The organism is Hymenobacter arizonensis, from assembly GCF_900115775.1.
Lineage (GTDB): Bacteria > Bacteroidota > Bacteroidia > Cytophagales > Hymenobacteraceae > Hymenobacter > Hymenobacter arizonensis.
Genome location: NZ_FOXS01000005.1, coordinates 65,201 through 88,530 on the forward strand (window position 1 = coordinate 65,201; position 23,330 = coordinate 88,530).

The following is a 23,330-nucleotide window of genomic DNA, read 5'->3' on the forward strand; positions in this document are numbered from 1 at the left end:
TTGAAACTTCTCTATTCGATATCCAGCTAAACCCAGTGAACTTATCTGTGGCATATCCATCTGGAAGTCATATAGGAATTAAGAAAATGGTCGAGGTTTGCCGCTAAGGGGTAAGAAAATGGCTGACCCAGAACTTTGCTACATTTAAGCCATGATTTCTGCCTCCGAATACGACCAACTCGACGCCCTGGCCATGGCTGCTCTGGTGTGCTCCGGCCAGCTCACGGCCTCCGACTTGTGCGAGGCCGCCATTGCCCGCGCCGAAGCAGTCAATCCTCGACTGAATGCAGTTGTCTTGCCTTTGTACGAGGCAGCTCGGCAGCGGGCGAGCCAGGGGCTGCCGGCCGGCGCTTTCGGCGGGGTGCCCTTTCTGCTTAAAGACTTTGGGGCGCAGTACGCGGGCGTGCCGCACACGTCGGGCAGCCGGGCGCTGCGCCACTTCGTGCCCGCCGCCGATGCCGAACTGGCGCGCCGCTGGCAGGTGGCGGGGCTCAACATCCTGGGCAAAACCAACACTCCCGAATTTGCCCTGATGGGCGTAACCGAGCCCGCGCTTTTTGGGCCGGCCCGCAACCCCTGGCACTTGGCCCATACGCCCGGTGGCTCCAGCGGTGGCGCGGCGGCGGCCGTAGCTGCCGGCATCGTGCCCGTGGCCGGTGCCGGCGATGGCGGCGGGTCCATCCGAATTCCGGCGGCTTGCTGTGGGTTATTTGGGTTGAAGCCCAGCCGGGGCCGCGTCCCAACTGGCCCCGAGCAGGGCGAGAAATGGCAAGGCGCGGCCGTGGAACACGTGCTCAGCCGCTCGGTGCGCGACAGCGCCGCCTTGCTCGATGCCACGCACGGCGCCGATGCGGGCGCACCGTATTTCCTGCCCGGCCCCGTGCGGCCTTTTCTGGAAGAAGTCAGCCGGCCGCCCGGCCGCCTGCGCATTGCTTTTAGTCTGGGGCACCCGCTGGGCAGCACGCTGCATACGGAGTGCGCCACGGCCGTGCGGGGCGCCGCTACGCTCTTGGAGTCGTTGGGACACATCGTGGAGGAAGTACTATTGCCCTTCGACGGCCGCGCTGTGGCAGCCGCCTTTCTCATGCTGTATTTTGGTGAAACGGGCGCTAGCATTGTCGCCTTGGCCAAAGTGCTGGGCCGCCCCGCCCGCCCCGCCGATGTGGAGCCCACCACTTGGCTGCTGGGCTTGCTGGGCCGCACCTACACGGCCGCCGACTTCGCCGCCGCTCGCCACACCTGGAACGACAGCGCCCGCCGCATGGGCCGCTTTCACCAAACCTACGACCTGCTGCTAACGCCCACGCTGGCCACGCCGCCCGTGCGCATAGGCGAGCTGCAGCCCAAACCCATCGAGCAAACCCTGCTCAAGCTGGTCAATACTTTCGGTCTGGGCGGCCTCATCCGGCGCTCTGGCATTGTAGAGAAGCTGGCCGAGCAAAGCCTGGAAAAGACACCTTACACCCAAGTGGCCAACCTCACTGGGCAACCGGCCATGTCGGTCCCCCTGCACTGGACCGCCGATGGCCTGCCCTGCGGCGTGCAGTTCATTGCCCCGCTGGGAGCCGAAGACGTGCTTCTTCGCTTGGCCGGGCAGCTGGAGCAAGCTCAGCCTTGGTTTGCCCGGCGCCCAGCTCTGCTGGACTGATTCATGGGTTTCCCGGTACCCCATTTATGAAATAAAAGAGCACAAAAAAGCCCGGCCAAGACCGGGCTTTTTTCATAATCAGGCTGTTCGTGCACTTAGTGCTGAATGCTCACCTTGGTGGTAAACGTGCCTTCGCTGGTCGTTACCCGCACTACATAAACACCAGTAGCAATCGAGCTGGTATTTAGCTCCAGGCCGTTTTGCTGCATCCGGGCCGCTGGTACGGATACGGAACGCAGCACCGTTTTGCCCAGCAAGTCAACAATAATCACTTGCATGGGCACCGCGCTGTTGAGCTGCGTGCGCACGGTCAGCTTTTCCTGAGCTGGGTTCGGGTAGGCTTCGAGGGCATTGCCCACCACGTTGCCATTCTTGTTTGACAGCGCAATCACGCGAGTTCCGAGGGGGAGGTTAAAGCCCTGAACAACGCCCCCAACGGTTGGAACCCCGTTTACCCGGGGGCCCTGCACGGCGTTGGCACCCATGCCACGACGAGCAAACACGTTCCAGATAAGGTCCGCGTTGGCGGCCCGGTTGGTTACGGTGTCGGCGCGGAGCAGCGCATCGCGGCCGTCGAGGAAGCCGGGGTTACACACCTGCAGCTTGAGGCCGTCGAGCACCAGTTTAAGCATTTTGTTATTGCCGCCGTTGGCGCTGAAGAAATCAGCGCTGTAGCCGTATTTGTAAATGAATTGCCAGTTCAAATCCCACAGCACCGTGGCCCACACCTCGCCCACGTCGTGAGTTCGCTGAGCTTGGCCCGCTGCCGTGCCCAATTGTGAGTAGGTGTAGTCGTTTTTTGCGAAGTCGGTGCTGTATGGTTTATTGCGGAACCCGGGACCCACGGCATAAGGCTCGCCACCGTCATATGTTCCCACGTAGCGGCTGTTGCCGCCGCCGTCGCCAGGGCGGGTAGTCATCCACAGCGCAAAGAAGTCGCTCCAGCCTTCACCCATGGTTTGGTTACCATCGGAATTTTCAAGGCAGTTTGAATTGGCAGGGCCGCCGGTGAGACGAGTGCTGATGCCATGGCCATACTCGTGCGATACCACTCCGTTATCAAACGAGCCGTCAAAGTCGGGACCAGTTGTGGCGCAGCCCGTTGCTACGGCGTTATTTGCCAGTGCTGCTCTTAAGCGTTCCCCATCAACCCCACTAATACCGATTGCAGGTATTGTAACTGTAGCATCTGTGCCCCCCATAGGTGAAGGAGTAGTGCCCGTAGGGTTGGAGTCATAAACAATAGCACCAATTGCTCCATTCAGCTGAGCAAACTTGACTTTATCGGTAAAGTTGTTAGTAGCAGGGGCGTTGCAGCCACCGCGCCGAATTAGAGCAATCTTGCCTTGAATAGCTGCCGCGTTCACATAAGGAGTGGCGCAGGAACTGATGCCACCATCGGCCGACACGCCGTCGTTAACGGCCACGATATCACCACACAACCCATTGGGCAACGTCGAAAGTAATGGGCCAAAGGAGGCGGTGTTAAATTTGTAAGTACCTGCTGCACTGGTAGGCGCTGTAATCGTTAGGGTATTGGCGGCCTCATTATCCCATAAGTACATCTGCATCAGGCCAGGGGTGCCATCTGGGGGGGATGTAAAACTGGCATTGTTGCGACGACTGCCGTCTTGCGATTCGGCCCGCACAAAGTCGTTGCCCCGGCCCAGGTTAGTGATGTTCTTGTACTGGAAGTTGCCCGACACTTCGTCAAACCCCTTGCTCATCATCACGTCGTGGAGCATGTTGTTCCAGTAGAACAAGTTCGTGATACCGGCTGCCACGTTGCCGGGATTGCGCGCGCCTAATCTTTGGTTGAAGGGAAAATCGAAGTTCAGCGTGGGCCCACCATCGGGAGAATTAGTAGTGGAGGTAAGGGTGCCGTTACCATTCGTCGTAGTTGCGTTGTCGTCGTAAGCAGCTACGTTGTTGCCGCGGGTAAGCTGCTTGCCGCTCGATAGCAGCGAGTAAGTATCGGCAAAGAAGTTGGCGGGAGCCTTTCCTTCGCCTACCTGCCAGCCATAGGGCGAATACAGCGGATTGGCCGAGCTAAATGGCACCACTACCCGAGGCGAGATGTCCGGATTTTCAAAAGGAACCGGAATAACGGTCATGCTATTCGCCGCCGCCGTGCCTTTAGTGCCCAGCGTCGAGCGCTTGGCATCGGCCGCGAGAGCAGCCACCGTGGTGGCCATTGGCTGGCGGCTCGGCTTTTTGCTTTCCAGCACATGCTGCTGAAAGGTGGCCCGCTCACTCACTACATAGTCGTTGCGGTCTACGAAACGACCGGTTTGCGCATCAATGCGGGCGTTCCAGTAGTGTTGCTGGTCGAGCTGGGCAATGGTCACGTTCCACACCAGCACCAGCTTGTTGTCGACGCGCATGTACATCAGACGCACCGGAATGTTCTCTTCCGAAATGCCGCCTTTGTTGAACACGATGCCGTCGGCGACCCGGGCTTCTACCAGTCGCTGCAACGAAACAGGGCGGGGCAAGTCGAGGCGCTTAGCTGCAGCCACCACGGCTTGCTCTGGTGTGAGCGTTGGAGTAGTTGAAGGTGCTACAGCGGCGGCACCCGGCAAAAAGTCCTGGTTGAAAAACACCACTTTGCCGCTCCGGTCAGTATGCACCGCGCCGTTGGCGTTGAACACAGTCAGGCCATTTACGCGCTGCTGCAGGTATGTGTGGGTAAGGCCTGTGCTGGGGTCAAAGTAGGAGCTGGTCACGTAGGGGTTGGCTACGTCGGCCGCGCTTAGGGGACTTTGTCGCTGCGCTTTGGCCGAAAAGGAAGCCAGCGCTTCAGTCACTGGTGTGCCCTGCTGCGCAACCGCCAAGCCGGGCACAGCCAGTGCAATGGCCAGCGCCAGCTTGCGATAGCCCGAGTTAGTAAGAATCAATGCCATATAAAGTCAAAGACGAAAAAGGAGCTTAAAAAACTGTCTATCCGGGTATTGTCTGGAAAGACGGTAAGTGTGCCGAAAAAATTCCTATTCTTCCGTTAAATACGGAATAGAGTTTTGGCTTAAAGTATTGGCGCCGAAGCAAGAGTATTTCAACTCTAGCATTTTCCTGTGGAAAGGAGCTGGCACAAATTGGCTGGCAAGCTTGACCAGAAGGGGGAGCTTGCCGTTTGAAGTCGGAAAAGCTTCGGCACCAATACTTTTAACAAAGGGGACGTTGCACCAACTAGCGCTATTTCACAATGCTCACGCGGCTGGTCATTTGCTCGTTGCCGTTGCGTACCTGCAGGTAGTAGATGCCGGGAGCAAGGTTGCTTAGGTCCAGTTTGTTGCTGTAGTTATCACGGGCCGAACCAGAGTAGACTTGCTGACCTAGGGTGTTGGTAACCAGCACACCGAGACGGCCTTTGGCGTTCGCGCCATGAATTTCGAGGTCGAAAAAGCCCGTAGTCGAAGGGTTAGGGAACACGCTGATGGCCCGCAGCAGCGCTTCGGAATTGGCAGTAACGGCGGTAGTTGTAATGGAAATGTCGTCGATGTAGAGTGCCCCCTGATTAGCGGCACTCTTGACGTGAAAGCCTACGTACTGGGTGCTAGCGCCGGCTGGTAGCAATGCCACCATAGGAGTAGAGGAGGCATTGGCCAAGGCATAGGTGGTATTGGTGATGGCCGTGTTGGTGTAGAGCACATTGGTTTGGGCAGCCACGGTAGGAGCTGTGCCCGAGGTCACTTCTAGGCTCTCAGTGAAGTTAGATGGGCTGTTTGCGATGCCTTCGCCGCGGTAGCGGAAAGCTACTTGGTAGCGTGAGGTAGCACCTAGTGTCAAGGCCGGAGTGAAGAACCAATCGTCGGCGGCCACGCTGTTTGCAAGTAGGCTGCGGTAGCGAATGCTGTTAGCCCCCGAACTGGGGTTCGTATTTGTAATTGCCCAGGTAGCTCCATCGTTGTTGGCGTTGAGGATGGTATACCCACAAGGCAAGCTTACACCGGTAGGTAAGGCGTCAAAATTTTCGGTGTATGGAAAGCTTGAGATGGTTGTAACCGCGTTGCAAGAGGTGCTGAAGCTAACAGGTCCCGTGAGCAAGCTGGTGCCTCCGGCACTGCAGTTAGTCCGTACATACACTTGGTAGGTAGTGCCGGGTTGCAGGCCCGTGAGGGTGAAGGGCGAAGCGGTAGCAGTAATGGTGGTGCCGCTGGTATTTGGTTGGAAGCCCACTGGGCCGTAGATGAGCTGGTAGCTGCCAGAGTTGCTGGCATCGGTGAATGTTACCGTAGCCCCGTTCGGTGTTGAGCTCGTTACGGCCAAAGCAGTAGCTGGAGCGCAGTTTGGGGCCGGAGCTAATCCTGCCTCAATGGCAAAGCGCCGTGTGAAGGTGGTTGCTGCCAAATCAATCCAAGGAGCCGAACCATTGGCTGAAACATAGAAAGTGCCAGACCGGAGGGGGGCTTCTGTTTGGCTGGCAATGGCGGCTCCGGTCGGTTCCAGTTCTTTAACGCCGATATAAAACGAGCCAGAAAGCTGCAGCGATGGCAGCGCTACTGTGACATTGCCGCCTGCAGCGGGGCGGTTTTGTGCAGGTGAGCTGAAAATTAGATTACCAGGGGTATTGCCAGTGCCTGTTGCATCGTGCACCACTACCTGAAACGAAGTAGTGGGGTTGCCATTGACGGCAGCAAACGTAATCGATGCATCGGCTAGTACCACTGGGTTAGTCACTGTGTACTTTACACTGAGTACGCCACCTGTGGCGCCATAGCTCGTGGGACCGGCATTGTTAATGGGCTGGCCTTGGTCGATGTAGCTGAGGCGGTCGGCCGTAACTAATTGCGTTACTGTAGCTGAGTTATTTGCGTTATTATCATCGTTTGCTACGCTCACTGTCACGGTGTTAGTGCCGAGAGCCAGCGTGGCGGGCAACGCGGGGAAGGTTACAATTCCACCGACACCAACGGGTACGTTCACGTTCACGGTGTTGGTGATGGTGTTAGCACCTGTGATGGACAACGTTACGGCTACGCCGTTCTGAGCATTTGTACCCTCGTTCGATATAAACACTCGAACAGCTTGGGGCAGGGCACTAGGAGTGGCAATTTTGCCCAAGGTATAGACGGCAAGCACCGCAATGTCGTTGGGAATGGGCGTGATAGGTGTGAAACGGAATGTGCGGCCTGCATCGGGCGCTGCTACTGAGCGAATATTGAACGTGTTAAGGAAACCAGTGGTCACTACCTCCGTGAAATTGGCAAAAGTTGCCGCACTCCAAGCAGCTGTCGATTGCTTGACAACCTGCACAATTTGTCCGTCGTCAAAGTCGGTGCCTTTGAGGCCTACCTGTGCAAAGCGTAAAGCCGAAGTGCCGCCGGCTGATGCCGCATTGTAAACCAGTTCAATAACATTAGTGCCCTCATAGAGACGCACTTGGAAACTCATGTTGGCATACTGGGTTGGGGCAACACTGGCTTTGTCTTGCACGTTTTTCCATTGAATCGTGCACACTCTAGAGCCTGTCGTCCCGGTAGTAGCCACCCGGTATTCGGTACCCCCTGTACTGCCTGCCGTAAGGTCTATGTTAAACGGGACTATGAGGTTAGGGTCGTTGGCAGTCTCGAATGGGTTCTCAACAGAGGAAGACGCATCTTCATCTAAGAACATGGCTGCAGAAGAAGGTGCAATCGCCCCTAATTTGATGAAGCCGTTGGTATTGAGAACAAACTGTGTGAAAGTTGCGCCGTTATAGCTGAATGTGAAACCAATAGGTTGCGCTGTAGAATTAGCGTCATCCGTGTTAGCTGTGGCAACGGCAGTGCCGGTTGTTCCAAGGTCAGTGTAAGTAGTTACAGTGTTTAAGGCACCAGTTATTCTGTAGTTCAACACTTGCGCCTGACCGGCTATTGCCGTGCCCATGGTGAGCAATGCCGCAAAGCCAAGTTTTCGCAGGCCCTGGGCCCACTTACTCCGTTTGTAAAAGTTTGTCATGGAAAAAAGATGAAAAGGAAGAAGCACTAATAGGTGGAGCCTTACCATTTGCCCTGACTCCCAACCAAATGGTTTGATTTGCAATATCCTGCTTTTTTAACAAAATAATGGTGAACTAATAATAAAGAAAGTTAGTGTAAATTATTCATTATTATTTGTATATTTCAATTAAGACTAGATACAGTTATTTCCTTCTAATTTAACATAAAAATTATTGTGTGAGCAATCAACAAAGTGTTAGATAATACTGCTGAAGTTATTTTTTTGCAGCAACAAAAGATTTCGCCCAAGCAGATGAGTGCTCCCTCCAGTAAGATGATGCAGCAGTTAAAGTAATTAAGCAGTTAAAGGTTATGTCATAAACGCAGGTGTCGGATACAGGCCGCACTCGGCAATACCTGAAAAGGTAATAATCACAAAATCTCCATTTCTCATGCTGAGAAGCTCATTGAGCTCATCAGTATGAGAAATGGAGATTTAGGAAGCCTGATTTAATAGGGCTATTTACAAAGTCAATGTTTCAAGTTGCCTATGTGCTTAATGACGTTGCGATTACAGACGATTTACTTCGCAAATACTTCATTGAGCACACCTGCTAAGCGGATGCCCGCTTTGAGAATCTGCTGTTGCACAGAGGGGCCGAAGGCGGGGTAAAACTGGTAGTCGAATTTCGGATTGGCTGCGGCTGCGGCGTAGATGGGCGTGCACAACTGGTACGACTCAAATAGCCAGGTAGCCACGTCGTTTTTCTGCCATTGCTTGATTTGGGCATTGGTGGCCCGGTCGTAGGCGGTTGCCATTTCTGAGTACGTAAAGCCGGGGTATTCCACAAGGTCGCCGTCCAGAATGCTGTGCAGGTTGGTGTCGCGGCCACGCCAGCTTACTTGAATGCTGTTGCCGCCCCGGTCCTCGCCGTGGCCCACGTGCAGGGGCTGGTGCACATCGCCAACCAGATGAACCAGAAATTTTAAAGCAAATAACCGTTCAGCGGCTGTTTTCTTGGGGTCTTTCAGGTCTTGCCGCACTTGTAGCAAGGCCGTATAGGCGTTGGCCGGCGGAGTAGCCGGCGTGGCGGTGAGCTGCGCCGTGAAAGCCGGGAAGTCGAGGCCGGCTGCTACGTTAAGATAATGCCAAGGTCCCGTTTCCTTGTACTGCGGGTCCGAGCGAATCTCATCAGGCCACGTACTCACCAGGGGCAGGGTTTCGGTGCCCAAAATGCGGGCTACTTCGCGCTTCGCTGTTGATGAGAGATGGTTTTCGGCAATCTTGGCCACGGCCCGGTGGCCAACGGTGCCCCAGGCAAACACGCCAATGGGCGCGCATAAGCAAACCAGCAGGGCAATGCAACTTCTGAACATAGAGGGAATTAACAGTAAAACGGGAGCGAACGACTTTCCGATGGGTTCGGCCTGCTACCCGAAAGCAGGACCACAAAGCTAGGGCCGTTGGGCCCTGGCGGCGGCTGTAGCGCGGGCTTGTTTGCGGCTCTTGTTAAAATCATTGCAGGGTTGGCAATTTGCCAGCGTAAATTTGGCTGCTCATGTACCCTCGTATCCCGAGGGGGACCCCGTGCCCGTATGCAGTTGGAAGCTATTATCGATTCACCCGAGCTATTTATTGGCTACGACACAAAAAATGATTGGCTTTATGTGGACTGGAAAGGAGAACACAACCAGTCTTCGTCGCAGGCAGGCTGCGAACTGATGCTGGAGAGCCTGCGGGCGATGCCCTGCCAGAAAATCCTCAACGACAACTCCAACATCACCCGTACCAGCATGCAGCTCACGCAGTGGGGCATCCGCTGGGTAGAACAGATGCGGCTGGCCGGCCTGCAATACATTGCCTGGGTGCTGCCTCAAAGCCTGTTGGCTCGCCAATCTGTCGAGAGCACTGTGCACGCCATTGAGGCTCCCCGGGTAGGCACCTTCGACGACGTGGCTTCGGCCTACGTTTGGCTGCAGCAACAGCAGGTAACGCTGAGCACCTACTCCGAACAGTAAACAGTAAGCCGCCGTCTGGAGTAGGAGTGTAGTTGCCCACTCATCGCGCCGCATGTATACTAATCCTGTCATTGACGAAAACTTCCCGGACCCCACCATCATCCGTGCTTCCGATGGGTGGTACTACGCCTACGGTACCCAAACCAAGCGCGCCGGCCGTATCATCAACCTGCAAGTAGCGCGCACACGGGATTTGGTCAGCTGGGAATACCTGGGCGAAGGCCTGCCCGACAAGCCGGCGTGGGCCACCGACAGCCAGAAAATATGGGCGCCGCACGTGAGCGAGCACCAAGGACGTTTTTTCCTGTACTACTCGGCTCGGCCCACCGGCGCCGACTACCTGAGCCTGGCCGTAGCGGTGGCCGATGCTCCCGCCGGGCCGTTCGTCGACAGTGGCCAGCCCCTGCTCCCGGGCCCCGGGTTCACCTGCATCGACCCCATGGCCTTCGACGACCCCGCCACCGGCCAGCGGCTGCTGTATTGGGGTTCAGGGTTTGGCCCCATCTGGGTGCGCGAGTTAACCGAGGACCGGCTGGGTTTCCAGCCGGGCACTGAGGCGCAGCCCATCATCCATCCCAGCGTTTCCGACGACCCCGACGACTATCACCGCTTGGTAGAGGCGGCTTGGGTGCACTACCGCCACGGGTGGTACTACCTGTTCTTCTCCGGCGACAACTGCTGTGGCGCCAACGCGCACTACGCCGTGCTGGTAGCGCGTGCCCGGCACGCCACCGGCCCGTTTGAAACCTATGCTGCCGCCACCGCCAACCCCCACGCCGCCCTGCTTGCGGCCAACGCTCATTGGCTGGCCCCGGGCCACAACTGCGTGGTAACCGACGCCGCGGGCCAAGACTGGCTGGCCTATCACGCCATCGACCCCCGCCAGCCCACCTTCGACGCCATTGACGACTCGGAAGGCTACTCCCGCCGCATTCTGCTGCTCGACAAGCTGAATTATATCAATGGCTGGCCCGTGGTGGAAAACAACTCGCCCTCGTGGCAACCAGTGCCTGCCCCCGTGGGGCAGTTATGAGTTTGCTCCGTAGTTGCGCATTCCCACATGGCTTGCGTCTGAGGACAGTGCTGGAAAACAAGACCAGGGTGCCAAAAGTTGTTTTTATTCAAGCCACCGGCTCCCCGTTTTCCGTACCTTCGGCACAACGCGCGTTACACTTCTTTCTATGCAGTTAGCATCATCGCTCTTTCGTTTATTCGGCCATCGGCTTGGTGTTTTTTCGGTTTTGGGCATGCTCCTAGCTGGGCCCGTGCTGGCGCAGGCTCCCCTGCCCGAGGGCCAGTGCCTGATGCTGCCGTTGGAGCCCGCCCGCCGTGCGCAGCAATCGGGGCTGGTGGTTGAAGCCCAGGTGCTGGACGCACAAAGCTTCTGGGACGCTAGCCACACTCATTTGTTCACCAAACACCGGTTGCGGGTGTTTTCCTTGCTTAAAGGCCAGGTGGCCGATACTTCCGGTCTCGTAGTAATCACCGAAGGGGGCCGCCTAGGGCTCGACCAGCACGTGCTCAGCAATACCCTGCGGCTGGCAACTGGCCAAGTGGGTGTATTCTTCTTGGCGCGGGCCCCGTGGCCGGGCCTGCCCCTGGCCGGAGGCCGCGGCTGGACGCCCTACGGCAGTGAGCAGGGTTTCATCGAATACGACCTGGCCGAGCGCACCGCATCCGAGCCTTTTCGCACTTACTCGTCTATAGATGGGGCTTTCTTCCGGGAGGTAAGCCGGTTCACGGGGCAGGCGCGCCGGGTGCTGCAAGCCAGTCCGGCCGAGGCGGCTGCAACTGTTCCTCAGCAGCGCGGCACGCTGGCTCCCACCGTCAGCAACTTTACCCCACAAACTTTGCCCGCCGGCGCCGAAGCTGTGCTCACCATCAACGGCGACGGTTTTGGGGCCACCCGCGGCTCTGGATTTGTTGAATTCCGCAACGCCGATGACGGCGGCGCCACCCGCGTGCGGGCCCGCGAGCGGGACTACGTTTCCTGGACCAACACACGAATCCAAGTGCGCGTCCCTTCTTCAGCCAACGGCGGCCAGCCGGCCAGCAACGGGCATCCGGCCGGCTCCGGCCCCATCCGTGTAACCACCAACGACCAGCTAAGCAACGAGAGCGCAGGCTCAGTCACTATCAACTACGCCCTTACCAATGTGGAGAGCACCGATGGCAACTTTCTGCAGCGCCCCAACCACATTGCCCTCAATTCCACTGGCGGCATCACGTTCCGCTTCAGCCCCAACTTCACCGCTAATGCTGCCGCCGTGGCTGCCAAGCAGCGGGCCATCAACACGTGGCGTTGCCAAACGGGCGTCAACTGGGAGGTAGGCCCCGCATTTACCACCAATGCCATTGCCGATGATAACCAGAACGTCGTGGCCTTCGACGTAGGCACCCAGCTGCCCGACCGTGTGCTGGGCCGCACCACCAGCTACTACCGTGGCTGTTTGGATGGTGCTGGTGGTGTGATATTTTGGGTGAAAGAAATCGACATGCAGTACGACGATGCTGCCATCTTTCAGTTCGGGCCTGCTCCACCCGTGGGCACGCTCAACCAAATCGATTTTGAAACCGTGGCGGTGCACGAGCTGGGGCACGCGCAGCAGCTCAGCCACCTCATTCTACCGGGCGCCGTGATGCATTATGCCATTGGCCGGGGCCAGAACACCCGGACGCTGAACCCTGCCAGCGACGTGGTGGGCGGCCGGCAGGTGCTACGCATGCGTAGCTTCAAAAGCTTTAGCTGTTCCGGAGGTAATCCGGCAACGCCCCCTATGCTGCCAGCTCCCCTCATCAGCTTCAGCGCGCAGTTTGAGCGCGGGGCCGGCGTCATCGTATCGTGGGCTACCCGCGACGAATGCTTTGTCACCAACTTTGCCATAGAGCGCAGCCAAGGTGGCGACACCACCTCCTGGACCCGGGTGGGCACCGTCAACACCCGGCCGCCATCAAATACCTATCAATTCTTCGATGGCCAGGTGCCCGCGGGCCTGTTTTACTACCGCCTCCGCCTAACCCGGCCCGACGGCTCGCTCGATAGCGTGACGCCCGTGGTGCTTACCACCGAAGGCGCAAACGCCACCGTCTCTCTCTTCCCCAATCCCATTGTTCGTGGCCAGCCCGTGCGCCTGCAGTACCCTGCTGCCACGGAAGGCGCTGTAGTCTTCCGCTTCTTCGATTCGCTGGGCCGCCGCATCCTCACCCAAAGCTTAGGCACCACAGCGGGGCTCAACATTCTTTCCCTGAACGTGGATGCCCTACCACCCGGGTTTTATGTGCTGACTTGGCAAGACACCCAAGGCAAAACCGGAAGCCTCAAAGCGGTGCGCTTGTAAGCAGGAGCCACGTTACTTCAGGGCTTATTACAGGCTCCTTGCCGCTGGCGTAGCAGCAACTGCTGCTGCGGGGGCTACGGTGTAGCTGGCCAGCTGCGTGGCGTCGAGGTTGCCGTTGAGCCACTCGTCTTCAATGTTGGCACCTAGCTTTTTGTAGAAGGCAATGGCAGACTCGTTCCAGTCGAGCACCTGCCACTTCATGCGCACCGCGCCGGTGGCGCGGGCTTCGGCCACCACCGCATCAAATAGCAAGCGCCCCAAGCCGCCTCGCCGGGCCGCCTCGGTCACCACTAGGTCTTCGAGGTACAGCATGCGGCCCTTCCAGGTTGAGTAGGCGGTGTAGAACAACGCAATGCCGATAATTTTAGCCTTGCTGTTTTCTAACACAAAAAAGCTGAAGATGGGCGCGGGGCCAAATCCATCGCGCTGCATGGCCGCGAGGGTATTGGTTACGGCTTCCGGCGCCCGCTCGTATTCGGCCAGTTCCTTAATAAGGACCAGTACCTGCGGCAGGTCGGTTTCTACCCCGCGGCGCAACACAACGTTATTTTCCATAGAAGAGGCGGCGAGTGCGCAGCGCTGAAAGAGATTGGGCCGCCACCGCCTCAGCAGCAACGGCCCAACTGGTAAGCCTGAATACGTGCAATAAACCCCAGATTACATCTGTGGCTGCATCTTTTTGATGTCTTCGGTAGCATTCACCGAGTTTAGCTCCCGGTACGCTTCGGGCTGCTTGGCGCCAGCGGTGGTGTCGGGGGCTGCTGGCAAGGGAGGCAGCTTGGAGGTGACAATGTCTTCGTTGGTATCACCCGTCGAAGGACCGCACGAAGGCAGCGTGAAGGCAATCAGAGCGGCGGCCAGCAGGCCGGGAAGAAGCGTTTTTTTCATGTGTGGGAAAACGAATATGGGCGCAAGTTACGCACAGAGACCGGGTTGCTACATTGGAAATTGTACTCTTTCCTACGGCCAACCCGCTATTGCCGTTAGGCTGGCAAGCCGATTACTTGTCCCAACGCGGGCTTCTGTCCTCTAGTTAATCCCTCACATCTCGTTCGAGACGTGGGTTATTTACTCACTTACCTTTGTCGGCACTTGCTTGCCCTTCTGTTCTCCGCGTGGTTTCCCTCTCCGTCGTCATCATCACTTTCAACGAAGCAGCCAACATTGCCCGCTGCCTCCAGGCGCTGGGCGACGTAGCCGATGAGGTGTTGGTGGTCGACTCGTTCTCCACCGATAACACCGTCGAAATCTGCCAGCAGCACGGTGCCCGCGTTGTTCAAAATGCCTTCGCCGGCTACGTGGAGCAGAAAAACTACGCCACTGCCCAGGCTCAATTCGACCACGTCCTCCAACTCGACGCCGACGAGGTGCTCACCGACGAGTTGCGCGAGTCCATTCGTGCCGCCAAGCAGCACTGGCAGCACGCTGCCTACAGCCTCGCCCGTCTTACCAACTACTGCGGCCACTGGGTGCGCCACGGCGGCTGGTACCCCGACCGCAAGCTGCGCCTCTACGACCGCCGCCACGGCCGTTGGACCGGTCTGCTCCTGCACGAGCGATACGAGGTGAACCCCTGCTACACCACCGGCCAGCTCGCCGGCGATGCCCTGCACTACAGCTACCACTCCATTGCGCAGCACGTCAGCCAGCTCAACAAGTTCACCAGCATCACCGCTCAGGAGCTGGCCCTGCGCGGCAAAACCAACGTCAGTCTCTTTCACCTGCTGCTCAAGCCGCTCTGGAAGTTTGTGCACGGCTACTTCTTTCGCCTGGGCTTTCTCGATGGCTTCGCCGGCCTGTGCATCGCCGGCATTTCGGCCTGGGGCGTATTTCTCAAGTTCGCCAAGCTGAAAACCCGCACCGAAAGCGCCGTCGCATGAGCCAAACTTTCCTCGTGTCCCGCCCCGATGCCATTGGCGACGTAGTACTGACGCTGCCGGTAGCTGGGCAGCTCAAGCAGCTGTTCCCCGGTTGTCGGGTAGTCCTCATTGGCCGCACCTACACAGCACCCGTGGCCGCGGCTTGCCCGTGGGTCGATGACTTTCTCAACCTCGATGAGCTACTCCTCAAGCCCGAAGCCGAGCAGATAGCCGCATTGCAAGCCTATGCCGCTGCGGCCATCATCCACGTTTTCCCGAACAAAACGCTGGCTCGCTTGGCTCAAAAGGCTAAAATTCCCGTTCGCATCGGCACTCGCAACCGCTGGCAGCACTGGCTTACCTGCAACCGCCTCGTGCCCCTGAGTCGTCGCCACTCGCCCCTGCACGAAGCGCAGCTAAACCTGCACCTACTCCAGCCACTTGGCTTCCAAGAGACACTCGAGCTACAGGACGTCGCCAAATTCGTGCGTCTGGAGCCCGTTGAGCAGCTGCCCGCGCAGTTTCAGGATTTATTACGGGCACGTCAGCCCAACCAGCTCAACATAATCCTGCACCCTCGCAGCCGCGGCAGCGCCCGGGAGTGGGGCCTCGATAATTTCGGCCAGCTAGCCCAGCTGCTTCACCAAGCCGGGCACCGCGTGTTCGTGACGGGCACTGCTGCCGAAGGCGAGGAACTGGCCGAATGGCTGCAGCAATACGCCCCCTTCCTAACTGCCGACCTCACTGGTCAGCTTTCATTACCCCAGTTTTTAGCATTTATCGCCGCCGCCGATGGCTTGGTGGCCGGAAGCACCGGCCCCCTGCACTTGGCCGCAGCACTAGGCCGCCACGCGTTGGGAATCTACCCGCCCATCCGGCCCATGCACCCGGGCCGCTGGGGGCCGCTGGGGCCGCACGCCGGCTTTGTGGTGTTCGACAAGCCGACCTGCCAGGACTGCCGCACTCAGCCCGCCGCGTGCAGCTGCATTCGGGCCGTCGAGCCCCTGGCCGTGGCCGCGCAGGTACTATCCTGGAGGCCGCTGGCGTCGAAAGATGCAGAATTGCCCCCACGCAATGAACAATAGCTATTCTGTCCCGTTAGTCTATTGCTCGCTGCGCAGGATGCAACCTACGCAGCGCAGTAATCCGTACATCGGACAGAACTTCACGTGCTAAGAGGAGCTGAAAGGGGCATTTGTTTGCTCAACCAAGCCTTCTTAGTCAGTGGTTAGCAGAAGCTAACAGCAACGGTAATCCATTGCTAAAACCCTTCTGCTCGCTGCTGCAAGCGCGAAGTTGTTGCCGTCAAATTTGTCCTAGTCAGCTATTATTTCGTAGGTTTCGACCCACAATTTCCCCCGCCCACCTGTATGAGCGATTCTCCCGAACGGGTTAAACTGAGCAAAGAGGAAAAAGACCGGCGCTTTCAGGCCGAGCTCATGCCCGTGCTCGACCCGCTCTACAACTTTGCCTATCGCCTCACCCTCGACGAGGATGATGCCAACGACTTGGTGCAGGAAACTTACCTCAAGGCGTACCGCTTTTTTGAGTACTTCGAGCCCGGCACCAACGCCAAGGCATGGCTTTTCCGCATTCTTAAGAATTCGTTCATCAACGACTTCCGCAAGAAGAGCAAGCAGCCCGCCAAAGTCGATTACAGCGAGATTGAAGGCTATTACAACCCCGACGATGTAGAGGCGGAAGGGGAGGTTGGAGCGTCGTCGTCCGACATGCGGCAGCAGTCAGCCCGCGATTTAATTGGCGACGAAGTGGCCAGCGCCTTAAATTCTTTACCAGTAGATTTTCGCACTGTAATCATCCTCTGCGACCTAGAAGGATTTACATATGAGGAAATGGCTAAAGTGCTTGATATTCCGATAGGTACAGTGCGTTCGCGCTTGCACCGGGCCCGGAATTTCCTCAAGGATAAACTGGAGAGATACGCCCAGTCAATGGGATATGGCAATGAAGCAATAGACGATGAAACGGAACTAACCGAGCCGGAAAATAATTAACCTCCCCAGAAAGCACTTGCTAATGTAGCTTTGCTTTACAGGTCATTGTCTATCACCCTTTTCCAGCGTCGCACGCATTTACAATTATGGACCAATCCGCTACTACTAAAACCAATATGTCGGTTCCCGTTGCCATCACTCCCGACAACGGCCCCGACTGCGAGCGCGTGAATACTGTATTAGACCAACTCATCGAAGGCCAGCCCGTGACGGCGGAAGACGAGGATTACCTCTACGACCACGCCAACGACTGCTCGCCCTGCTTCGACGACATCGAGAAGCAGCGCATCTTCATCAATTTCCTGAACCAAGGCGTATCCCGCCGGTCCAGCCCCGCTACCCTGCAGCAGTCCATTTTGGCGCGTGTAGGCGCCCAGATGGCCTAATACCGGCTGCTACTGGCTAGCTTTGCGCGATGCAAGGCAAAATCATCGTATTTTCAGCGCCGTCAGGCGCCGGAAAAACCACTATCGTGCATCGGCTCATGGAGCGGATACCCGAGCTAAGCTTTTCCATTTCGGCTTGCACCCGTGACCGCCGCGGCCGCACCGAAGCCAATGGGAAGGACTACTATTTCATCTCCGTTCAGGACTTTCAGGACAAGATTCGCCACGACGAATTTGTGGAATGGGAGGAAGTGTACGAAGGTGCGTTTTACGGCACGCTGAAATCCGAAATTGAGCGCATCTGGGATAGCGGCAAGCACGCTATTCTCGATGTCGACGTGAAAGGCGGCCTCAGCATCAAAGAATTTTATAAGGACCGGGCTCTGGCGATATTCGTCCGTCCTCCGTCCATCGAAGTCCTTGAGCAACGCCTGCAGGCCCGCGCTACTGATTCTCAATCCAGCATTTCCTCGCGGGTTTACAAAGCCAACTTCGAACTCGGCTTTGAAGAAGAGTTCGATGTGACCGTGGTCAACGATGACCTCGACGAGGCTTCGGCTCACGCCGAGAAGCTGGTGCGCCAGTTCATCAGCGCCGAGCCGGCCATCGTATGAGCGGCCAGGCTCGAATAGGGCTTCTCTTTGGCTCGTTCAATCCTGTGCACATTGGCCACCTCATCTTGGCCGAGCACTTCGCCACGCGCACCGACCTGGCCGAGGTGTGGCTCGTGGTGTCGCCGCACAGCCCCTTTAAGGAAACAGCCAACTTGCTGCCCGATACTGAGCGGTTACAACTCGTCGAGTTAGCCTTGGCGGGCAATCCCCGCCTCCGCGCCGAGGATATTGAGTTCAGCCTGCCGCGCCCCAGCTATACCATTGCCACGCTCGACGCCCTGCGCCAGCGGCACCCCAATCACGACTTTGTGCTCCTGATGGGAGCAGATAACCTCCCGGGCCTTCCCCGCTGGCAGGAGTCAGCTCGCCTGCTCTCCGAGGTAGATATCTACGTTTATCCGCGCCCCGGCACTGAATTGCCCGAACTCACCGGTTTTCCTCGCGTCCAGGTAGTAGCTGCGCCATTGCTGGACATCTCTGCTACCTATATCCGCGAAAGCCTTCGTACGGGCCGTAGCATACGCTACTTGGTGCCCGGTGCAGTAGAAGCAGTGCTGATAGCCGAGAAAAGCTACTTGTAGCTTTCAAGCGTCAACACTTAGACACAAAAAAAGCCCCGACTGCAACTGGCAGCCGGGGCTTTTTTACTCAATGACCTGTCAAATCAGATGGTCATAATCTCCGTTTCCTTCTTGCTAAGGGTTTTCTCAACCTCGGCAATGTAGGTGTCGGTTGTCTTTTGCACTTTTTCTTCGGCGCTCTTGATGGCGTCTTCCGAAGCCCCTTCTTTCAGGAGCTTGCGCAGCGACTCGTTCACATCCTTGCGGATGCCCCGCACACGTACTTTGCCAGCTTCCGATTCGTTCTTGGCCTGCTTCACCAGCTCACGACGACGCTCTTCGGTCATGGCCGGAATGTTCAAGCGCACGCCCTCGGCATCCGTCACTGGGTTCAGGCCGAGGTCGCTGTTCTTGATGGCCTTGGAAACCTCGCCAATCATGTTTTTCTCCCAGGGCTTGATAAGCAGCGACCGGGCGTCCGGAGCGGTGATGGTAGCAATCTGGCTCACCGGCGTCGAAGTGCCGTAGTAATCCACACGCAGGCCATCGAGCATGGCCGGCGAGGCCTTGCCAGCCCGGATGCGGCTCATTTCTACGTTCACATGCGCCAGCGCCTTGCCCATTGATTCAGCAAGCTCGTCGAGGTAAAACTGAATTTCTTCGTCCATTTCGTTTCTAGTTGTCAGTTGGTGGTTGTCAGTTGTCAGGCCGATTACCAGTTTTCAGTGCAAACTAACAACTGACAACAAGCAACTGACAACTAAAAATTACGCTTGCTCTGGCTGGTTGCCTACCAGTGGCTGCAATAAGGTCTGCTTGGGGTCCAATAAGGACTTGCGGCCATCGCGCCCGCCTGGTTTGCCGTCGCTCACCAGCGTCCCCATCGATTCGCCGTCGAGCAGGCGCTGCAGGTTGCCCTCCGTGTTCATGTCGAACACGATGATGGGCAAGTTATTTTCCTTGCAAAGCGTGAACGCCGTCATGTCCATCACATTCAGGTTCTTGCTCAGAACCTCATCAAAAGTGATTTCATCGTAGCGAGTCGCGGTCGAGTCTTTCTCGGGGTCGGCCGTGTAAATACCATCCACCCGCGTGCCCTTCAGCACCACATCGGCTTCAATCTCGATGGCCCGCAGCGAGGCCGCCGAGTCCGTCGTGAAATAAGGCGAACCAATGCCGGCTCCAAAAATGACCACGCGGCCCTTTTCCAGGTGCCGCACTGCTCGCCGACGGATGTACGGCTCGCACACCCGCTGAATAGTGAGGCCCGACAGCAAGCGCGTGCTTACCTCCAGCTTCTCTAGGGCACTTTGCAGAGCCATGGAGTTGATAACTGTAGCGAGCATGCCCATATAGTCGCCCTGCACCCGGTCGAGGCCAAAGGCTTCGGCCTCTACGCCGCGGTAAATGTTGCCTCCACCAATCACGACAGCTATTTGCACGCCGGTAGCCGCCACAGTTTTAATTTCGGACGCGTATTGCATCAGCCGCTCGGCGTCGATGCCGTACTGCTGCTGGCCCATCAGCGCTTCGCCGCTGAGCTTAAGGAGGATGCGGTGATATTTCAAATCGAAGTGGTTGAGTAATTCTGAATGATTTAAGAAGGCGCGCTACGAGAACTGCACCAATACCTGGCCTTTTTGCACGTTGTCGCGCAGGTTTACTTTAAGGCTGCCAACGGTGCCATCGGCCGGAGCTTTGAGGATATTTTCCATCTTCATCGCTTCTAATACAAGCAGTGGGTCGCCTTTTTGCACGGTTTGCCCGGGCGTTACGCGGATGTCTACGATAAGACCGGGCATCGGGGCTTTTAACTCGTTAACTTTCGCAGCGGTTGCGTCGCTCATACCCAAGCGCTCCAACAGCAAGTCAAACCGGTCCTTGGCGTTCAGCTCAATGCGCTGCCCGTTTACCTTCAGTACAATATTCTTGGTGGTAAAGTCCGTTGACACCACTTCAGCATTATACGAACGACCTTCGTGGAGCACGTGAAACCGACCTTCGCCCAAATCCGCTATGTCCCAAGCGAAAGGCTCATTGTTGAGCGTGATGGTATTGGCGGCGCGGTAGTCAACTTCCCAGAGTTGTTCGGGGCCGGTGCTGATTTGTAGCATCTGAAGCGGATAGGGTGGGATGGAAGTGGGGGTTAAAGGTAGGTCAAATCTCAAATTAATTCAGAAATTGAGGCGTTTTTCGCCTGTTATCGTTGGCATGAGGTATTTGGTCCCGGGCTTCACCAGCCTGCTCTTGTTTGTTCACCTGCTGGCCGCAGCCCAACCGTCGGGGCAAGGCGCACGGAAGCCCGCCGCAAAGGCGCCCGTGTATAAGAAATTAGACACTCCTGTTACGTCTGCGCCTGCGCCTGCCGGGCTGGTGGTTCCCTCGTGGCTCTCCGCCGACGCGCCGCTCCAGCCAGCTGCCACCATCCTTACCGATGTCGTCGATACCAAGCTCGATGTCCGTTTCGACTACAAAAAGCAGTACCTTCTGGGCACGGCCATCCTCACGCTACAGTCCCACTTCTACCCGCAGTCCGAGGTCGCCCTCGACGCCAAAGGCTTCGATATTCAAAAGGTCGAGCTGGTAGGGGACAAGAAAAACAAGGCACTTACCTACAACTACAATAAGCGCAAGCTCGTCATTGCCCTCGACCGGCCTTACCCGCGCAATACGCCTTACCAAGTCCGCATTGTGTATGTAGCTAAGCCCAACGAGCTGCCCCAGGGCGGCTCCGCTGCCATAACTTCTGACAAAGGGCTCTACTTCATCAACCCCTTGGGCACGGAAAAGAACAAGCCACGGCAAATCTGGACCCAGGGCGAGACGGAGGCCAACTCCGCGTGGTTTCCAACCATCGACAAGCCCAACCAGCGGATGACCCAGGAAATCAGTATGACGGTGGAAAAGCAGTTTAAAACGCTCTCCAACGGCACCCTGACCGCCTCCAAAGCCAACGCCGACGGCACCCGTACCGATACTTGGAAGCTTAAGGAGCCGCACGCGCCTTATCTGGCAACCATGGTTGTCGGCGAATTCACCGTAGTGAACGACTCTTGGCACGGCAAACCCGTCGATTATTACGTGGAGCCGCAGTACGCCACCACGGCGCGCACCATTTTCGGCCGCACGCCTGAGATGATGGATTTCTTCTCCAAGCGCCTCGGGGTAGAGTACCCCTGGGAAAAATACGCCCAGGTAGCCGTGCGCGACTACGTGAGTGGCGCCATGGAGAATACCACTGCCACCACCCACGGGTCCAGCATTCAACTGACCCGCCGCGAACTGATTGACGCCAATTATCAGTCTGGTGAGTCAACCATTGCTCACGAGTTGTTCCACCATTGGTTCGGTGATTACGTCACCAGTGAGTCGTGGTCCAACCTGCCCCTGAACGAGTCTTTTGCTGATTATTCCGAGTTCCTCTGGGCCGAGTATAAGCTGGGCGCCGATGAAGCTGGCTTGGTGCAGGAAACCAAAATCAACAACTACCTCGAGGAATCCCTGTCCAAACGCGAGCCGCTCATCCGTTACCGCTACAATAACCGGGAAGACATGTTCGACCGCCACTCCTACGACAAGGGCGGGCGCGTGCTGCACATGCTCCGTAAGTACGTAGGCGACGAAGCCTTCTTCGCCTCTCTCAACCAATACCTCGTTCAAAACAAGCACACCGCCGTTGAAATCTCTAAGCTGCGCACTGCATTCGAGGAAATCACCGGCGAGGACCTGACCTGGTTTTTCAACCAATGGTTTATGCAGCGCGGCCATCCAGAGTTGCGCATCAGCCACTCGTACACCAACGGCCAGGTGACCCTGCGCGTGCAGCAGGTACAGGACACCCTTTTCCAGCCCGTCTACCGCTTGCCCGTCACCGTAGCGGTCTGGACCAATAACAACCAGCCCACCGAGCACCGCATCACCGTTACCAAAGCCAACCAAACCTTCGTTCTGCCCGCTAACCAGAAGCCTAGCTTGGTAAAGTTTGACAACGAAAGCCAGCTGTTAGCGCAGTTTGAAGAGGAGCGGACCCAGGACGAGCTGATATTTCAATTCTATCACGCCCGCGGCTACCAGCAGAAGTCCGAAGCCATGGAGCTTCTGCACAATAAAACGGCCGAGCTCAATGTAAGCAGCCTTATGCGCAATGCCATGAACGATAAGTTCTGGGCCGTGCGGCGTGCCGCCCTCGACCACGTTCGCCGCTATCGTGGCCCCGAGCCCGATGCCATGCGCAAAGACATCCAACGCTTGGCTACAACCGACCCCAACCCGCGCGTCCGAGCCCAAGCCATTACCACCCTCGCTGCTTTCCCTGACGCCACCTTTGGCCCCATTTTCGGTGCGGCTGTCAACGACAGCTCTGCCCTAGTAGCTGCCGCCGCTGTTGAAGCCCTCGCCAAAAAGCCCAGCGAAAACTCGCGCCAGCAAGTAGCAGCTCTCGACAATACCACCAGCAGTCCGCTCATCCTAGCCGTAGCCAACTACTACGCCACCAACGGCGGTGGTCTTGACCAATACGGCTGGTTCCTGCGCCGCCTGCCCGATGTAGCCGAAGCCGACCTCTACGCTTTCTTCCAAGCCTTCGGCACTCTCATGACGCACATCCCGCCAGTGGAGCGCGACAAAGGCCTTAAAATTTTGGAAGAATACGCCCGCACTGCTCCGCGCTTTGAGGTGCGCCTGGGCGCTTATCGCGGGTTGGCTTTGCTAGCCCCCACCACTCCCACGCTCAAAGCAGTGCTTCAAAACATCCGCGACAAAGAAACTGACGACCGACTCAAGGCGTTCTATAACCTTATGTAAGAGCGCGGGAGCGTATTTTTCAGAAAAAAGTCTAACCTTTTTTCGCGTCATCGCTTGCTCCGTGTCAGAAAACCCTTAATTTTGCGACTCCTTACGAAACACTACTACTTCGGTAGTCAGCAAAACGAAAGGGAAACGCTTTTTGGCAATCGGCTGGCAAGCAACAAATT

The 23,330-nt window shown here is 57.2% G+C and carries 19 protein-coding genes; 11 read left to right on the top strand and 8 right to left on the bottom strand.

Annotated features, from left to right (window positions below):
• Positions 1–151 precede the first annotated feature (151 nt).
• Positions 152–1,648: an amidase gene (locus BMZ66_RS16840; RefSeq protein ID WP_092676335.1), complete on the top strand. Its 1,497-nt coding sequence runs from the start codon at positions 152–154 to the stop codon at positions 1,646–1,648.
• Positions 1,649–1,743: 95 nt separating this feature from the next.
• On the opposite strand, the gene BMZ66_RS16845 is transcribed toward BMZ66_RS16840, so the two are convergent.
• The 3 genes from BMZ66_RS16845 to BMZ66_RS16855 all read right to left on the bottom strand — a co-directional run bounded on the left by BMZ66_RS16845 (position 1,744) and on the right by BMZ66_RS16855 (position 8,943).
• A complete protein-coding gene (locus BMZ66_RS16845) occupies positions 1,744–4,551 on the bottom strand; it encodes a M36 family metallopeptidase (protein WP_092676338.1) in 2,808 nt (935 codons plus the stop codon).
• Positions 4,552–4,840: 289 nt separating this feature from the next.
• Positions 4,841–7,633, bottom strand: a complete 2,793-nt coding sequence (locus BMZ66_RS16850; RefSeq protein WP_092676342.1) for an NIDO-like domain-containing protein — start codon at positions 7,631–7,633, stop codon at positions 4,841–4,843.
• Between the two features lie 515 nt (positions 7,634–8,148).
• Positions 8,149–8,943 (bottom strand): S1/P1 nuclease, encoded by a 795-nt coding sequence (locus tag BMZ66_RS16855; protein ID WP_092676345.1) that lies wholly within the window; start codon positions 8,941–8,943, stop codon positions 8,149–8,151.
• Between the two features lie 219 nt (positions 8,944–9,162).
• Here BMZ66_RS16855 and BMZ66_RS16860 point away from each other — a divergent pair, with 219 nt between their 5' ends.
• The 3 genes from BMZ66_RS16860 (at position 9,163) to BMZ66_RS16870 (ending at position 12,923) form a co-directional block, all read left to right on the top strand.
• Positions 9,163–9,585 carry a hypothetical protein gene (locus BMZ66_RS16860; RefSeq protein WP_092676347.1) on the top strand — a complete coding sequence of 141 codons (423 nt, stop codon included), beginning with the start codon at positions 9,163–9,165 and terminating at the stop codon, positions 9,583–9,585.
• 52 nt (positions 9,586–9,637) lie between these two features.
• The gene (locus BMZ66_RS16865; protein WP_092676350.1) at positions 9,638–10,618 is read left to right on the top strand and encodes a glycoside hydrolase family 43 protein; all 981 of its coding nucleotides are present in this window, start codon (positions 9,638–9,640) and stop codon (positions 10,616–10,618) included.
• Positions 10,619–10,832: 214 nt separating this feature from the next.
• Positions 10,833–12,923 carry a matrixin family metalloprotease gene (locus tag BMZ66_RS16870; RefSeq protein WP_177204774.1) on the top strand — a complete coding sequence of 697 codons (2,091 nt, stop codon included), beginning with the start codon at positions 10,833–10,835 and terminating at the stop codon, positions 12,921–12,923.
• A 27-nt stretch (positions 12,924–12,950) separates the two neighbouring features.
• Here the strand turns inward: BMZ66_RS16870 and BMZ66_RS16875 are convergent, their stop codons facing one another.
• Positions 12,951–13,478 carry a GNAT family N-acetyltransferase gene (locus BMZ66_RS16875; RefSeq protein WP_092676357.1) on the bottom strand — a complete coding sequence of 176 codons (528 nt, stop codon included), beginning with the start codon at positions 13,476–13,478 and terminating at the stop codon, positions 12,951–12,953.
• A gap of 102 nt (positions 13,479–13,580) precedes the next feature.
• Positions 13,581–13,811 carry a hypothetical protein gene (locus tag BMZ66_RS16880; protein WP_092676360.1) on the bottom strand — a complete coding sequence of 77 codons (231 nt, stop codon included), beginning with the start codon at positions 13,809–13,811 and terminating at the stop codon, positions 13,581–13,583.
• A gap of 227 nt (positions 13,812–14,038) precedes the next feature.
• Here BMZ66_RS16880 and BMZ66_RS16885 point away from each other — a divergent pair, with 227 nt between their 5' ends.
• The 6 genes from BMZ66_RS16885 (at position 14,039) to nadD (ending at position 18,378) form a co-directional block, all read left to right on the top strand.
• Entirely contained in the window at positions 14,039–14,803 is a 765-nt protein-coding gene (locus tag BMZ66_RS16885) for a glycosyltransferase family 2 protein (protein ID WP_177204775.1), read from the top strand.
• Complete coding sequence (locus tag BMZ66_RS16890; protein WP_092676365.1) at positions 14,800–15,867, top strand: glycosyltransferase family 9 protein; 1,068 nt, start codon at positions 14,800–14,802, stop codon at positions 15,865–15,867. The genes BMZ66_RS16885 and BMZ66_RS16890 overlap by 4 nt, the downstream gene beginning before the upstream one ends.
• Before the next feature lie 285 nt (positions 15,868–16,152).
• On the top strand, positions 16,153–16,797 hold the full coding sequence (locus tag BMZ66_RS16895; RefSeq protein ID WP_092676368.1) for a sigma-70 family RNA polymerase sigma factor: 645 nt from the start codon (positions 16,153–16,155) through the stop codon (positions 16,795–16,797).
• Positions 16,798–16,913: 116 nt separating this feature from the next.
• Positions 16,914–17,183 (top strand): hypothetical protein, encoded by a 270-nt coding sequence (locus BMZ66_RS16900; RefSeq protein WP_143080256.1) that lies wholly within the window; start codon positions 16,914–16,916, stop codon positions 17,181–17,183.
• A gap of 29 nt (positions 17,184–17,212) precedes the next feature.
• The gene (gmk, locus tag BMZ66_RS16905; protein ID WP_092676375.1) at positions 17,213–17,797 is read left to right on the top strand and encodes a guanylate kinase; all 585 of its coding nucleotides are present in this window, start codon (positions 17,213–17,215) and stop codon (positions 17,795–17,797) included.
• Positions 17,794–18,378: a nicotinate (nicotinamide) nucleotide adenylyltransferase gene (nadD, locus tag BMZ66_RS16910; protein ID WP_092676377.1), complete on the top strand. Its 585-nt coding sequence runs from the start codon at positions 17,794–17,796 to the stop codon at positions 18,376–18,378. The genes gmk and nadD overlap by 4 nt, the downstream gene beginning before the upstream one ends.
• 83 nt (positions 18,379–18,461) lie before the next feature.
• Here nadD and frr read toward each other — a convergent pair whose 3' ends face one another.
• From frr to BMZ66_RS16925, 3 genes are all read right to left on the bottom strand, one after another.
• Positions 18,462–19,025 (bottom strand): ribosome recycling factor, encoded by a 564-nt coding sequence (gene frr, locus BMZ66_RS16915; protein ID WP_092676380.1) that lies wholly within the window; start codon positions 19,023–19,025, stop codon positions 18,462–18,464.
• Between the two features lie 99 nt (positions 19,026–19,124).
• Positions 19,125–19,925, bottom strand: a complete 801-nt coding sequence (pyrH, locus tag BMZ66_RS16920) for a UMP kinase (RefSeq protein WP_092676384.1) — start codon at positions 19,923–19,925, stop codon at positions 19,125–19,127.
• 42 nt (positions 19,926–19,967) lie between these two features.
• Entirely contained in the window at positions 19,968–20,471 is a 504-nt protein-coding gene (locus BMZ66_RS16925) for an acyl-CoA carboxylase biotin carboxyl carrier protein subunit (RefSeq protein WP_092676386.1), read from the bottom strand.
• Between the two features lie 97 nt (positions 20,472–20,568).
• Here BMZ66_RS16925 and BMZ66_RS16930 point away from each other — a divergent pair, with 97 nt between their 5' ends.
• The gene (locus tag BMZ66_RS16930; protein WP_092676389.1) at positions 20,569–23,160 is read left to right on the top strand and encodes a M1 family metallopeptidase; all 2,592 of its coding nucleotides are present in this window, start codon (positions 20,569–20,571) and stop codon (positions 23,158–23,160) included.
• The last annotated feature ends 170 nt before the right edge of the window (positions 23,161–23,330 follow it).

Coding starts and splice junctions, on each gene's coding strand:
- BMZ66_RS16840 (WP_092676335.1), top strand. CDS start 152: ATGATTTCTGCCTCCGAATACGACCAACTCGACGCCCTGGCCATGGCT.
- BMZ66_RS16845 (WP_092676338.1), bottom strand. CDS start 4,551: ATGGCATTGATTCTTACTAACTCGGGCTATCGCAAGCTGGCGCTGGCC.
- BMZ66_RS16850 (WP_092676342.1), bottom strand. CDS start 7,633: ATGGTAAGGCTCCACCTATTAGTGCTTCTTCCTTTTCATCTTTTTTCC.
- BMZ66_RS16855 (WP_092676345.1), bottom strand. CDS start 8,943: ATGTTCAGAAGTTGCATTGCCCTGCTGGTTTGCTTATGCGCGCCCATT.
- BMZ66_RS16860 (WP_092676347.1), top strand. CDS start 9,163: ATGCAGTTGGAAGCTATTATCGATTCACCCGAGCTATTTATTGGCTAC.
- BMZ66_RS16865 (WP_092676350.1), top strand. CDS start 9,638: ATGTATACTAATCCTGTCATTGACGAAAACTTCCCGGACCCCACCATC.
- BMZ66_RS16870 (WP_177204774.1), top strand. CDS start 10,833: ATGCTCCTAGCTGGGCCCGTGCTGGCGCAGGCTCCCCTGCCCGAGGGC.
- BMZ66_RS16875 (WP_092676357.1), bottom strand. CDS start 13,478: ATGGAAAATAACGTTGTGTTGCGCCGCGGGGTAGAAACCGACCTGCCG.
- BMZ66_RS16880 (WP_092676360.1), bottom strand. CDS start 13,811: ATGAAAAAAACGCTTCTTCCCGGCCTGCTGGCCGCCGCTCTGATTGCC.
- BMZ66_RS16890 (WP_092676365.1), top strand. CDS start 14,800: ATGAGCCAAACTTTCCTCGTGTCCCGCCCCGATGCCATTGGCGACGTA.
- BMZ66_RS16895 (WP_092676368.1), top strand. CDS start 16,153: ATGAGCGATTCTCCCGAACGGGTTAAACTGAGCAAAGAGGAAAAAGAC.
- BMZ66_RS16900 (WP_143080256.1), top strand. CDS start 16,914: ATGTCGGTTCCCGTTGCCATCACTCCCGACAACGGCCCCGACTGCGAG.
- gmk (WP_092676375.1), top strand. CDS start 17,213: ATGCAAGGCAAAATCATCGTATTTTCAGCGCCGTCAGGCGCCGGAAAA.
- nadD (WP_092676377.1), top strand. CDS start 17,794: ATGAGCGGCCAGGCTCGAATAGGGCTTCTCTTTGGCTCGTTCAATCCT.
- frr (WP_092676380.1), bottom strand. CDS start 19,025: ATGGACGAAGAAATTCAGTTTTACCTCGACGAGCTTGCTGAATCAATG.
- BMZ66_RS16925 (WP_092676386.1), bottom strand. CDS start 20,471: ATGCTACAAATCAGCACCGGCCCCGAACAACTCTGGGAAGTTGACTAC.
- BMZ66_RS16930 (WP_092676389.1), top strand. CDS start 20,569: ATGAGGTATTTGGTCCCGGGCTTCACCAGCCTGCTCTTGTTTGTTCAC.